8 protein-coding genes are annotated in these 13,743 nt (G+C 57.8%); 1 reads left to right on the top strand and 7 read right to left on the bottom strand.

What is annotated here, in order from left to right:
• Positions 1-28: 28 nt before the first annotated feature.
• The 5 genes from fhuB to mrcB all read right to left on the bottom strand — a co-directional run bounded on the left by fhuB (position 29) and on the right by mrcB (position 8,736).
• Positions 29-2,011, bottom strand: a complete 1,983-nt coding sequence (gene fhuB / locus MC50_RS13035) for a Fe(3+)-hydroxamate ABC transporter permease FhuB (RefSeq protein WP_085397082.1) — start codon at positions 2,009-2,011, stop codon at positions 29-31.
• Complete coding sequence (gene fhuD / locus MC50_RS13030; protein WP_047664077.1) at positions 2,008-2,898, bottom strand: Fe(3+)-hydroxamate ABC transporter substrate-binding protein FhuD; 891 nt, start codon at positions 2,896-2,898, stop codon at positions 2,008-2,010. Before fhuD ends, fhuB begins: the two co-directional genes overlap by 4 nt.
• A complete protein-coding gene (gene fhuC / locus MC50_RS13025) occupies positions 2,898-3,695 on the bottom strand; it encodes a Fe3+-hydroxamate ABC transporter ATP-binding protein FhuC (protein ID WP_032689423.1) in 798 nt (265 codons plus the stop codon). The genes fhuD and fhuC overlap by 1 nt, the downstream gene beginning before the upstream one ends.
• Positions 3,696-3,741: 46 nt before the next feature.
• The gene (gene fhuA / locus MC50_RS13020) at positions 3,742-5,955 is read right to left on the bottom strand and encodes a ferrichrome porin FhuA (RefSeq protein WP_047664075.1); all 2,214 of its coding nucleotides are present in this window, start codon (positions 5,953-5,955) and stop codon (positions 3,742-3,744) included.
• A gap of 228 nt (positions 5,956-6,183) precedes the next feature.
• Positions 6,184-8,736, bottom strand: a complete 2,553-nt coding sequence (gene mrcB / locus MC50_RS13015) for a bifunctional glycosyl transferase/transpeptidase (RefSeq protein WP_032689425.1) — start codon at positions 8,734-8,736, stop codon at positions 6,184-6,186.
• A 611-nt stretch (positions 8,737-9,347) separates the two neighbouring features.
• Between mrcB and gspS the strand changes: the two genes are divergently transcribed.
• Complete coding sequence (gene gspS / locus MC50_RS13005) at positions 9,348-9,722, top strand: type II secretion system pilot lipoprotein GspS (protein ID WP_032697290.1); 375 nt, start codon at positions 9,348-9,350, stop codon at positions 9,720-9,722.
• Positions 9,723-9,762: 40 nt separating this feature from the next.
• Here gspS and gspB read toward each other — a convergent pair whose 3' ends face one another.
• A complete protein-coding gene (gspB, locus tag MC50_RS13000; protein WP_047664074.1) occupies positions 9,763-10,311 on the bottom strand; it encodes a type II secretion system assembly factor GspB in 549 nt (182 codons plus the stop codon).
• Positions 10,312-10,399: 88 nt separating this feature from the next.
• Positions 10,400-13,681, bottom strand: a complete 3,282-nt coding sequence (gene pulA, locus MC50_RS12995; protein WP_032689428.1) for a pullulanase-type alpha-1,6-glucosidase — start codon at positions 13,679-13,681, stop codon at positions 10,400-10,402.
• Between the last annotated feature and the right edge of the window lie 62 nt (positions 13,682-13,743).

The following is a 13,743-nucleotide window of genomic DNA, read 5'->3' as shown; positions in this document are numbered from 1 at the left end:
CCGCTAAGCGAAACGCCAGCGGGGAAAATTATCGGCTCTGTTTCCTCAGCAGATAAATAAAGTACGGCGCGCCGATAAAGGTCGACAGCAGACCTGCGGGGATCTGATACGGAAACATCATCATTCGCCCGCACCAGTCGGCAAAGACCAGCAGCAACCCACCAATCAGCCCGGCCATCACCATCTGCGGCATCGTCCGGCGGAATCCCATCATGCGCGCAATATGCGGCGCCATCAGGCCAACAAAACTCAGCGGGCCAATAGTCAGCGTGGCGGCTGCCGTCAGGCCGGCGGCCAGCAGCAGCAGAGCAACCCGCGACGGCGTCAGCGCCATGCCTACCGCGCGAGCGGCTTCCCCCCCCAGCGGCAGAATCATCAGCCAGCGCCGACACAGCGGCACCAGAATCAGCAACAGCACCATCGCAATCCCGCTGCGCACCACCATCTCCGGCGTGGCGCTGTAGGTCGAGCCGGAAATCCACGTCAGAATCTGCGCCATTCGCGGATCGCCGCTGGCCTGCAGCATCATCAACAGCATAGTGAAGGCGGTGCTGAGCGCCATCCCCGCCAGCAGCATCCGGTGCGGTGAGAAACCGCCGCGCCCGGCAGCAACCAGGATCACCAGCAGCGTCGCCGCCGCCCCCAGGCTACCGGCAGGCAGCAGCCAGCCGAAAGCGTTGCCGGGAACGAAAAACAGCATCAGGACAATACCAAAAGCCGCGCCGGAGCTGATGCCCAGCACTTCCGGGCTGGCCATCGGGTTACCGGTCAGACGCTGGATAATACAACCCGCGACCGCCAGCATCACCCCGGCGAACAGCGCGGCGAGCACCCGCGGCCAGCGCCACGGCATCAGTTGATCCAGCAGCGTGCCGCTCGCCCAGTGCCAGCTCTGGGCATCTCGCCCAAAGGCCAGCGCCACGAGGAGCGCCAGCAGCAGAATCAGCAAGCCGCCAAACGCAAATCCCCGTACGTTTTGCCGTTCCACCAGCACTTTATCGCCGGCATTCATCACCGGCGCACTGATGCTGCGCAAGCGCGGCAGCAGCCACAGCAGCAGCGGCGCGCCGATCAGCGCCGTTACGGAACCGGTGGACACTTCCCGCCACACCCGGGTCAGCCACAGAATAATTTGGTCAGACAGCCAGAGAATGAGCGCGCCAATCACCGCCGCCAGCAGCAGACGCGACAGCAGACGACGCGCGCCGAGCATTTTCGCCAGCAGCGGCGAAAACAGGCCGATAAAACCGATAATCCCCACCGCATTCACCAGCATCGCGCTGATCACGATAGCCAGCGTCAGCGTGGCCAGGCGCGCCAGAGAGAGCGCCAGTCCGAGATTACGCGCCACGCCATCATCCAGCCCCATCAGCGTGAGGGGGCGCAGCAGCAGCAGCGTTAAAATGAGGCCACCGAGCAGCTGCGGCCACAGCCGTTGCACCACGCTCCAGTCGGTTTGCGTCAGCGTACCGGTGCTCCACAGGAACATACTTTGCAGCTGATCGTGATGGAAAATGACCATCAGCTGGTTCAGCGCTCCGCAGTACAGACTGACCACCAGACCGGCCAGAATCAGGGTTACCGGCGACAGCCGTTTTCCCCACGAGACGCCGAAAACCAGCGCCCCGACAAGACAGGCCCCCGCCAGCGCGGCGAACTGCGAAGCCAGAACGCCGGGAATCGCCCACAGTGTCGTCACCGTCATCCCCAGCTGAGCGCCGGTCGCGACCCCGAGGGTGGTCGGTTCCGCCAGCGGGTTGCGCAGCACCTGCTGGAACAGCACGCCCACCAGTCCGAGCCCCGCGCCAACCAGCAGCGACACCGCCAGTCTCGGCAGCAGGCTGTAGTGGAACAACATCTGCGCGATATTGTCGATATCCGGCTGCCACAGCGCCTGACGCCACTCGTGCTGCGGCAGCGCCGCCTGGAGATTGAAGAAGCTGAGCGCAAACGCGGCAATCGCCAGCACCGTCAGCAGCAGAGCCGCCAGAGGAGACAGTCGCGATCTCATGCCTCACCTCCCTGAGCATCCGCCAGTACGCGGGCAAAATGCATCGCCGACAGCGTCGCGCCGTAGAACCAGACCGCCGGCACGCGCTGGAAGCGCCCTTCGCGGACAAACGGCATCGCCTGCCAGAGCGGCGTACTCATCAGTTGGCTCATTTCGGCATGATTACCATGATCAAAGCAGATAACATCGGTCTCTTTGTAGGCGGCCAGCCGATCGATACCGACGCTGACGCTGCCCCAGAAGGCGGTTTCACCGCGCCAGGCATTTTTAATCCCCAGGCGATCGAGCACCTCCTGGAACAGGCAATTATTGCCGAAAACCAGGACATGGCGGGGATCGAGCAAAGTGATCATCAGCAGCGGACGATCGCCTCGACGGGCGAAACGCGGGCGCAGGTTCTCCATCAGCGCATCAAATTCCGCCAGATGGCGCTTCGCCGCCTGCTGGCGGCCAATCAGCTCGGCCATCTCGTTGAGTGACTGCTGCGCCATCAGCAGCGGTCGTTTACCGTCGCTGAAGGTGAATCCCCGCCCCGGGGCAATACGCGCCAGTTTCTCTGGCGACGGCCCGTATCCGGCCGACCAGACGATAAACGACGGTTTCATCTGCGTCAGCAGCTCGAGATTCGGCTCCGTACGCAGCCCGACATCAATCACCGAGGAGGGCAGCGCCGGTTCATTAACCCACAGGTTATAGTTCGGGATATCGGCCACGCCGTAGGGCGTCACGCCAAGCGCCAGCAGGAGTTCTGCCGGCAGCCACTCCAGCGCCACAATACGCTGCGGATCGAGGGTTGCGCCCTGGGCGCCGCGCATCTGCCACAGCAGGGGTGACAGGGCCATCGCCGCCAGCAGACGGCGACGGGTTATTAAAGGCGTCTTTTCCATCAATAGACAAAGCTTACCGGCGCGCTACCCGCCGGATGCGGCAGAATACCCATCGGAATACCGTAAATTTGCTCCAGCGTTTCGCTGCGCATCAGCTGCGCGGGCGTTCCCTGAGCAATCATCTCACCACCGCGTAACGCGACCAGATAATCACAGTAACGGGCAGCCATGTTGATATCGTGCAGGACGGCGATCACCGTTAACCCGCGCTGTTGACTCAAACGATGCACCAGTGCCAGGACATCAACCTGATGGGCGATATCCAGCGCCGAGGTGGGTTCATCCAGCAATAAACAGCGGCTGTCCTGCGCCACCAGCATGGCAATCCACGCCCGCTGCCGTTCACCGCCGGACAGGCTGTCAACCAGCCGGTGCGCCAGCGGCTTAAGACCGACCAGCGCAATCGCCTCTTCCACTTTCTCGCGGTCGGCGGCGCCAAAACGCCCCAGCGCGCCGTGCCACGGATAGCGGCCGATTGCCACCAGCTCACGCACCGTCATCCCTTCCGCCGGCGGTAACTGCTGCGGCAGGTAGGCCACTTTACGGGCAAAGGCTTTGCTGCTCCAGCTGTCCAGCGGCTGCCCGTCCAGCAGCACATCGCCTTCCGACGGCGGCTGATGACGGCCGAGCATTTTCAGCAGTGTGGATTTGCCGGAGCCATTATGGCCAATCAGCCCCGTCACTTGTCCCGCCGGGAAAGTTAAGGAGAGAGGATGCAGCAGCGTACGGCCAGGTACGCGGAAGGTAACGCGATTCAACGAAAACGTGGTATCAGAGTGCGGAGAGTTTTCCTGCATAGCGGCGGCCTGATGAACGGCGCGGCGAACCGCGCCCGGTAAGTGATTAGAAGCGGAAGGTTCCGGTCGCAATAACCTGACGTCCTGCGCCCCAGTAGCACGCGTATTCGCTGTAGCAGCTGGATACGTACTCACGATCGAACAGGTTGTTCACGTTGATCCCCACAGACGATCCTGGCAGACCAAAACGCGCCAGATCGTATTTCACCGTGGCATCCATCAAGGCATAGCCAGCCACGTTGAAGGAGTCGTTTTTCTTCCCGGTGTCCGTATCATTTTTGTAGTAGCTCACCGTCGAGCCGATATAACGCGCCCCGGCCCCAACCGTCAGACCGCTCAGCGCGCTCTCGTGGAAGGTATAATCCGCCCACAGCGACGCCATGTTGCGCGGAACTTCCGCCGGACGTTTGCCTTTGAATACGGTGTCTTCGGTGTACTCCGCATCGGTATAGCTATAGGCCGCCGTCAGGTTGATATTGGCATTGACCGCCGCTTTTGCTTCCAGCTCAAAACCGCGCGAGCGAATTTCACCTGTTTGAACGCTATAAATTCCGTACGGATCGTTGGGATCCGCGGTCAGGTTTTTGTCTTTGGTCAGCTGATAGACTGCCGCGGTCACCACCACCGGCATATCTTTCGGGACGTATTTCACGCCCGCTTCATACTGCTCGCCGCGGGAAGGATCGAACGGCTTGCCTTCGCGGGAAGAGCCGGAAACCGGTTCGAAGGACTGGCTATAGCTGAAGTACGGAGAAATTCCGTTATCGAACAGATAGTTAATACCGCCACGCCAGGTAAACTGCTGATCGTGGTTTTCCGCGAGATCGTTAGAAGAGCGCGTCAGGGTTGAAGCCATGGCGTAATCATAGCGGCCGCCCAGCGTCATCACCCATTTGTCCCACTCCATCTGGTCCTGAGCATACAGGCCGGTCTGCTCCATGCGGTTCAGCACCGCGTAGGGGAAGTTCACGTTGACGTTCGCATCACCGTATTGCGGGTTGCTCATGCTGATTGAATCGGCAGAACCGTATTCAGCATTCACATCGTTACGCATGCGCGAATAATCAACGCCGGTCAGCAACGTATGGTTGACCGCGCCGGTGGCAAAGTCAGACTGCAGCTGCGTATCAACGGTGAACGTATTGAGATGTTCATCAGAACGCACATAGGCGCGGTTGATTTGGCCCGGAGCCGAATAGCCGTTACCGTAAACGGAGCGATACAGCGTCTTCACGTCGGCATAGCGCAGGTTCTGGCGCACGGTGAAGGTGTCATCAAACTGATGCGAGAAGCTGTAGCCGACCATCTGCTGACGGCGGGACATCTTGTTATCCGGCTCGCCTTCGTTGTAATCAGTCGGCAGCTTATGGGCGTTGCCGTTGGCGTCGTAATACGGCACCACGGTCCCTTCGCGAGGCAGCCAACCGTAGTAACCGGCATACGGATCGTTCTGGAAGTTGCTGAGGAAAGTGAAGTCGGTTTTATCATCCGGACGCCAGCTGAAGGAGGGCGCGACCGCGTAGCGAGTTGATTTCGCCATCTGCTGCTGCGCATCCTGACTGCGGCCTAAACCGGTCAGTCGATATGACCACACGCCGTTATCATCGATGGCATCACTGAAGTCAAAACCGGTCTGCCACAGATTATCGGTACCCATTTTGAACTGAATTTCTTTCAGCGGTTCGGTCGTCGGACGCTTGCTCACCATGCTGACGATACCGCCAGGGTTGCTGTTGCCGTACAGCACCGATGCTGGTCCACGCATCACTTCCACGCGCTCAAGGAAGTAAGGGTCCATCGACACTTCTGAATAGTTATTCCCCTGCAGCTTCATGCCGTCCAGATACTGGTTGGTATTGACCGTTGTGGAGGTCGTGAAGCCGCGAATGGTCACCACGTCATAGGTGGTAGAGCTGCCGCGGGTGGAGAAGACGCTCGGCGTATAGGACAGCGCCTCTTTTACCGTCGTCGGCTGCTTCATGTCCATCTCGGCGCGGGTGACGACGGAGACAGACTGCGGTGTTTTTTCAATCGGAGTATCGGTTTTGGTCGCCGTTGCCGAATGTTTCGCAGCGATCGTGGGCGCCGGGCCCCAGGCACTCTCTTGGGTGGCCGGTGCCGCGATAACGGTGATGGTTTCTTCTTTTTTCGGTTCAACTGCTGCCTGCGCATAGACAGACATGCCGCTAACCGCCGTGGCTACTACGACTGCGATTTTACGCAGCGAGTGATTTGGCTGAGCAGTTTTTGGACGCGCCATGGGTATATCTCTGATGAAAGTGAATGATAACGTAAACGAGAATTATTATTATGACCGTTGCATAATAGGCGAAACGCAGAATACAAGGCAAGTGGTATGCCCCGCGCTGGAGACTGAAGGACGAAATAATAACCAGGCAGTTATTGTGGGGTTAAGTGACTGTTAAGTAATGTGCAGAAATAAAAAAGCCCCCTGATACATCTGTATCAGGGGGCCTGGTGACGACGATCAGTTACCGCCGAACATATCCTTAATCCAGCCTGCTACGCCATCGCTCTTTTCCTGCTTCGCGGGCTGTTGCTGCTGCTGTTGCTGCTGCGCCGGTTGCTGCTGCCCGGACTGATTGAACGGATTGTTCTGCTGTTGCTGCTCCAGCTGCTGCTGTTGCATCTGCTCGCCCTGGCGACACAGCGCATCCGGCGTGGTTGTCCAGACCGGAAGCGAACGCATCCCCCCGCTACATACGAAGTTGCCATTGCTGTCCACGCCCATATCCACCACGTCTTCCGGTGCCGTCAACACCAGCGGCGTCGGCGTCTGGTTAGCCAGATAGCGCTGGTAAATAGACATGGCGCCGCTGGCACCGTAGAGTTTCGTCGGCTGGTTGTTATCGCGACCCACCCAGGTAATGGTCACCTGACCGCCGTCAATACCGGCAAACCAGGTGTCGACGTTATTGTTGGTGGTCCCGGTTTTCCCTGCCAGATGCAGGCCCGGATACTTCGCGCCAAGCTGACGACCGGTACCACGCTGCACAACCTGCTGCATGGTCCACAGCGTCATGTACGCCGCCTGCGCCGGCACCGCACGCTCTGCCTGCGGATAGCTCTGATACAGCACGGTACCATCTTCGGCGATGACCGAACGCAGCGCCGAAAGCGTCGCGCGGTTACCGCCGCTGGCGATGGTCTGGAACGCCTGCGCGACTTCGATCGGCGTCAGGTTCAGCGCCCCGAGAATCATCGCCGGTACCGGGTGCAGCTGATCTTTCGGCGCCCCCAGTTTGACCCAGGTGTCGGTTATCGCCGGCAGGCCCAGCGCCATCCCGAGGTTAACGGTCGGCACGTTCATCGAGCGCGTCAACGCATCCACCAGCATCACCTGACCGCTAAAGCGACGATCGTCGTTCTGCGGAGACCAGGTCTGACCGTTTGGCAGACGGATGGTGATCGGGGCATCGGCAATCGACGTGTTCAGGCGATACTGGTTCGGCAAGCTCAGCGCCGTCAGATAGGTCGCCGGCTTGGCCAGAGAACCGATTGAACGGCGGGCCTGCATCGCGCGGTTGTAACCGGCAAACTGCGGCTCCGCACCGCCGACCATCGCCCGCACTTCACCCGTAAAGCGGTCAACCACCACCATCGCGGTTTCCAGATCCGGTAGCTTACGCTGTTTCTTCAGGGCCGGAATGCCGTCGGTCGCCGCTTTCTCTGCCGCATCCTGCGCAACGGAGTCAAAGGTAGTAAAGATCTTCACGCCGGAGAGATCTTTCACCTTATCGCCCAGTTTCGCCTGCAGCTCCTGACGAACCATCTGCATAAATGCCGGCTGTGGAGAGATCACGCCGCCGCGCGGCTGCACGCCCAGCGGACGCGCGCTCAGCATGTCATACAGCTCCTGATCGATCACGTTCTGCTGCTGCAGCAGACGCAGTACCAGGTTGCGTCGTTCCAGCGCCAGCTTCGGATTACGCCACGGGTTGTAAATCGATGCGCCTTTCACCATCCCGACCAGCAGCGCCTGCTGATCGAGGCTGAGTTCTTCCACCGGGCGGCCAAAGTAATAGAGGCTCGCCAGCGGGAAGCCGCGAATTTCGTTGTCTCCGCTCTGACCGAGGTATACCTCGTTCATATACAGTTCAAGGATACGATCCTTGCTGTAACGCGCATCAACGATCAGCGCCATATAGGCTTCGTTCGCTTTACGCCAGTAAGAACGCTCGCTGGAAAGGAACAGGTTTTTCACCAGTTGCTGGGTCAGAGTACTGGCCCCCTGCACCGTGCGCCCGGCCGTCAGGTTCGCCAGCACCGCACGACCAATCGAGTACAGGCTAATCCCGTCGTGTTCATAGAAGTGACGGTCTTCGGTCGCCAGCAGCGTATCCACCAGCAGATCCGGGAAGCCGCTGCGCTTCACAAACAGACGCTGTTCGCCATTTGCCGACTGCAGCATGGTGATCAGCCGCGGATCGAGACGGAAGAAGCCGAACTGGCGGTTGTTCTCCATATTCTCAATCGTTTCCAGATGATCGCCGTCAAAGGTCAGACGCGCGCGCACCTGCCCTTCTTTACTATCAGGGAAATCAAACGGACGACGGATCATCTCAATGCTGTTGGCCTGCACGGTGTACTCGCCCGGGCGCGTCATTGCGCTGACCTGGCGGTACTGCGTGGCATTCAGCAGACGAACCATTTCATTTTTGCTGATCTGCATATCCGGTTCGAGGTTCACCATGCGGCCATAGACCGCCGCCGGAAGCTCCCAAACTTTGCCGTCGATACGGCTACGGATTTTCTGATCGAGGTAGACACCGTAAGCGGCAACCAGCACCGCGACCACGATCCCTAGCTTGAACAGTAGCCATAGCCAGGTACGTTTACGCCGAGGCTTGTTACCTTTGCCTTTTGCTTTCTTCGGCATCGGCTCTTCATCCTCATAATCATCATCGTCGTAATCATCGTCGTAGTCCTCATCCCGGACCCGACGACGAGTCACTTTTTGTTTTGCCGGACGCGAGGGCTTTCCCTTACGTCCGATAGGCTCGCGGTCATCTCCCGCCATGCTTTTTCTCCGCAACTTTCAGGCGTAAAAGCCTGATTCTCAATACTTCCTCTTGAAAGAGGAAGAAGATATCTCTCAAATTCACGCCCGGAGGTCTCAACCCGCAGGCCACTACCTCGGTATCACAGCGCTTCGCGTCACAGGGCGCGGTCATGATGTATGTTTATGTACTCCTGGAGAATTCATAATATAAATCATCATGTTACACACATCGCCTGACGAGAATTTTGGGACATAGCACAAATAGTCCAGGTGACACAGGATAGCACTAAACCGGGACAGGCTTAACCAGCATTTTACTCCCTCACGACGTAACAAAAGCGAAAATATTATGTTTTTTAATAACATAAAAAATATCCTTCGCCGTTCATCGTCGCAGCGGTCTGCCTGAGGACCTCTGCAGCGATAAAAAACAAAAACCTCAGCGCTGGTTGAATATTATATTGTGAGTGTGACAACAAATATTCTGGTAAGAAGTAAAGAGAAACATTAAGCCATTTGACGATAAAAACGGGAGCGCCTTAACAAATATCTATAATAATATTTCCTGATGACAGCATGGAAATATTTGTTAAACTGTCCTTCAGTTAACCCGATCTGTTTAATATATTATGCGAACTTCCATTATATTTCCGCTGCTCATGATTGCCGTTCTCGCGGGTTGCCAGCAGAACCGTTCGTCTACGCTCAGCCCCACTATCAGCAACGAAGCGCAGCTGGAACAGCTCTCTTCCGTCGCCGCCGGCGCGCGTTATCTGAAAAACAAATGCAGCCGTAGCGATCTTCCTTCCGATGATGCTATCGACCGCGCGGCATGGAATGTCGGTAAAAAGAGAGGATGGGGTAATATTGATTACGCCACGCTCAGCCAGCGCAGCACGCAAATGTATCAGCAACTGCAGCAGGACAGTACGCCGGAAACCACAAAATGCAGCCAGTTTAATCGCCAGCTGGCGCCATTTATTGATAGCTTACGCAGTCAATAAAATGACGAAATAGCCCTACTGTTTTTTATTTCATACCGCTTTATTCCCCTTGAGGGCTATCTTCAATAATGCCTCCCGGCCAGTCGTCGAGAGCGGCAAGGGTAAATGTCTTACCGTTAAAACTGAACAGCGTGACATCCTGCTGAATTTGCTCAATCACCAGATTCGGCAGCGGCGACTCCCCCTCTTTCCAGGACTGACCATTTAAAACGATGCTGCGTTTCTCCGCCGACGACGCGTAAACATGCGCGCTATAGCGCAGCGCGGGCAGATTATCTTCATCAACGATAGCCTCGGGCTTCGCTTTCACTTTCTCAGGTTCCGCAGCGGCTACCGGCTTCGCCTCTTTTTGCACTGAGGAAGCCATTGGCACCAGTGCCGCATGCGCCACCGGCACAACCAACGTTGACGTGACAGGGGGATTGCGCCACTGCTCGCCAGCAAACCAGCCGAGGGCAATCAGCAGTGCGGCATAGACTGGCACTATCGGATACGGCACCTGCACCATGCGTCCGATCACCACCGGCGATTCGCCCTCATGCGCAATGGACGCGGGCAAACGGCACGCTTTGTCATCAGAAACGATCACGCTCTCTCCTTTCCCCATAAAACAATAGCCCGGCAACGTCTGCCGGGCTATCAGGCTCCCTTCGCAGAGAGCGGCACAAGCCCCGGCGTTACTTACTGCTCACCGGCAGCCCTGTCCCCTGGGCATCGCCCTGAGGTTTTTCCAGTACCGCCACGGACCAGGCTGGCAGGGTAATCGCGCCATTGGCCGCAATCTCCACGCCGCTCGCCAACGATCCGTCACCGGCTGCCTGCTGGATTGTGCTCAGCTGCAGATTGTCGCCGGTGAAGTCATTGAGGGTCCGGCTCTCGGATGCGGCGTTGATCGCTACCACCAGTCCATCAACCCGGCTATCGAGACTCGCCCCTGCCTGCACGCCATCATCGATAGTCATGATCAGCAGACCAGCCTGCTGATCCGGCCCGGTATTACGGAAATCCACGCGCTTCATCACCGCACTGCCGTCACCTAAGGTGAACAGCGGGGAGGATTTACGCAGCCCGGTCAGCTCCCGGTAGAACGCGGTCATCTGCTTCAGCTCCGCTTCGCCAGGCGTGGCAACCATCTCTTTAACGCGAGAAATCACGTCATAGTTGCTGCCGTCATCGCTGATGCGCGGCATGCCGACATTAAAGTTATTGTCCTGCATGGCATAATCCACGCGGTTAAACCAGTCGCCGGAATCGTAGGAGTCGCGGGTAAAGGATTTCGAGCGCAGCAGTTCAGAACCCTGCTGGTCGAAAGCAATCCCCTGCCCCAGCATCACCGTCGCCAGCGATACTGCCTGCATCCGCACGCGCGTATTCAGGTCAGCCTGCTGCGCGGCCTTGTAGGTAATCATGTCCCACAGCGTCTGGTTGTCGTGCTTCGAAACATAGTTGACGACTTCCGTCGGGTCAGCGGCATAGCCGCCAGGCGCGCCGTTATAGTCAATTTCGCTGCCTTTCTTCACCGCACCGTCTTTATCGATCAGGATAAAGTCGGCAAGGTTACCGGCCATCCCCAGACGAGTCAGATCGGCCAGGTGATGAACCTGGTCGTCGTTCAGGGTGGTCAGCTCGTTTGGCAACACGCCCGCGCCGCTGCCAACCCCCTGGTTTTCACGCAGCGCATCGCCGGAATCGAACGGGCCGCCGCCGCGCACGGCGTCACGCAGACGATCGGAGAACGTACCGATGCCGGTGCCTTTCAGGTTGATCTGCGAGGCGATTTCAAAGCGATCGCTCTGGTTAGAGTCCCAGCCTTCGCCGAAGAAGTAGATATCCGGGTTCAGGGCCTTAATGCGATCCCACGCCGAGAGAATTTGCGCTTTCGGGTGATAGCCCATCAGATCGAAGCGGAAACCATCGATTTTATAATCCGTGGTCCACACCGCCAGCGAATCGGCAATCAGCTTCGCAAACATACGATGCTCAGGCGCCGAATCCGAACAACAGGTGGCCGACTCAACGCTGCCGGTGCTTTCATTCAGACGCTGATAGTACCAGGGGACTATCTTATCCAGCACCGACGTACGGTCAGTCGGCCCCGCGGCATTGGTATGGTTGTACACGACATCCATAATGACGTTCATGCCCAGATCCTGCTTGATTGCCTGAATCATGGTGCGAAACTCTTTGATGCGCGTCGTGCCTTCCGGATTGGTCGCGTACGAACCTTCCGGCACCGTATAGTGGAACGGATCGTAACCCCAGTTATAGGAGTCGGTCTGCGCCACCAGGGTGTTCAGCGCCTGAACCTGCGGATTGTCCTGACTATCGCTCTGCTTCAGCTGATTGAGCACCTCTTCAACGGTGGAGCCGCTGGTGCAATACCCGGCAAACTCGCTGCTCTTCACCGCGCTGTTAACTTCGCACAGGTGGCTGAACGACTGCTGGATATCGGCAACTTTATCGCTGAACTCGTTGACCGTCGCCAGATCGAAGACCGGCAGCAGCTCAACGTGCGTGACGCCTGAAGCGGAGAGCTTCTTCAGATGCTGCACCATATTGCTGTCGCCGGCGGTCAGCGCAAGGTATTTACCGCGCAGTTCAGCCGGCACGGTTTGATCCCAGGCGGAGAGATCGCGAATGTGCGATTCATGAATCGTCATTTTCGCCAGATCGGCTTTGGTTTTCTGGGCATGCGGCATCGTCAGACTATCCCAGCCTTCTGGCTTAAGATCGCTGTCGTTGAGGTCAACGACCTGACTGTATTCCGAGTTAGTGGATAAGCTATGGGAGTAGGGGTCGGTCACTTCATACTGTTCAACCTGGCGCGACTGCGGATGGTAAACCGTCAGCGCATAGCGATAGAATGCCCCTTTCAGGTCGCTACCGCCCTGCCACGTCCAGGAACCCGATGTGCTGTCACGGGTCATCGGATGGCTGGCCAGCACTTTTTTATCCGCGCTGTAGAGCACCAGATCGACCTGCTGCGCGGTGGGCGCCCACAGACGGAAATTGACCCCGCCGTCGCTCACCTGCGCACCGTAGTTCAGCGCTTCCGCCGCCGGCGCATAGGTGTCATCCAGTACGCCCGCCGTCTGCACCTGGGTGGCGGAAATCAGGATCCCGTCCTCGGCGGCGGCAATGGCTACCGTTTCCCCCTGCAGCAACTCATCCGTTTTGGCGTCATCCGGCAGTTTAAACGCCGCATAGCCTGAAAGCTGCGGGAAACGCATGCTGACCTGCTGGCTGATGGTGGTTGGCGTCAGCTTCAGGTAACGGTCGGTAAATTTTCCTTCGCTATCGGCCGCCACTTTGCTGCTGTGGCTGTAGTACAACCGTACGATTGGCTGGTCTTCGCCAGCCGGCCACAGCAGCGTCGTTTTATCAACCCAGTGAGCTTCGGCAAGCGCCACGCCGAACGCGGCACGGAAGGCATCAGCACGAGAGTCATAGATCGCGCTGTTACCCGCGATCACCGATACCGTGCGATCCGTGAAGTCGCCAAACGACACGCGCAGGTCGCTGTCGATCAACTTGTTGGTGCCATCTCTGACGATGACGTTGATACAACCGCTCTCTTTATTCAGCGGAATGACCCAGTACGGGCCGTATTTATCGCTACCGGCCGGCGTAGTGCTGACGTCATTCCAGTCGGCTACCGGCGCGCTTAATGCATCGCAGGTTTCATTATTCCAGAGATACAGGTTCTTACTGCTGTAATCCGCCGGGCTGGTACCGGTGATCCCGGCAATATCGACCAGATGGATGACGGCCTGATTCGCCGTCGCCATCACGGCTTCGCCAGGAACCGCCACATCGGGTAAACGAACAACGACATCCTGGTTATCAGGATTGCCAGGGTTATCAGGTGAACCAGAGGAAGAAGATGAAGAACTATTATCGCAGCCGCTAAGTAAAATCAACGAGCCAAGGAATAGGGCATTACAGGTATATCTGAGCATTCGATAGTCCCTAATATGCTTAATAATTTATGAAAGGTAAGAAAAGATGTTTATCTGTAAAG

Source organism: Klebsiella planticola, from assembly GCF_000783935.2.
GTDB lineage: Bacteria > Pseudomonadota > Gammaproteobacteria > Enterobacterales > Enterobacteriaceae > Klebsiella > Klebsiella planticola.
This window is presented reverse-complemented; position numbering and strand designations above follow the sequence as displayed.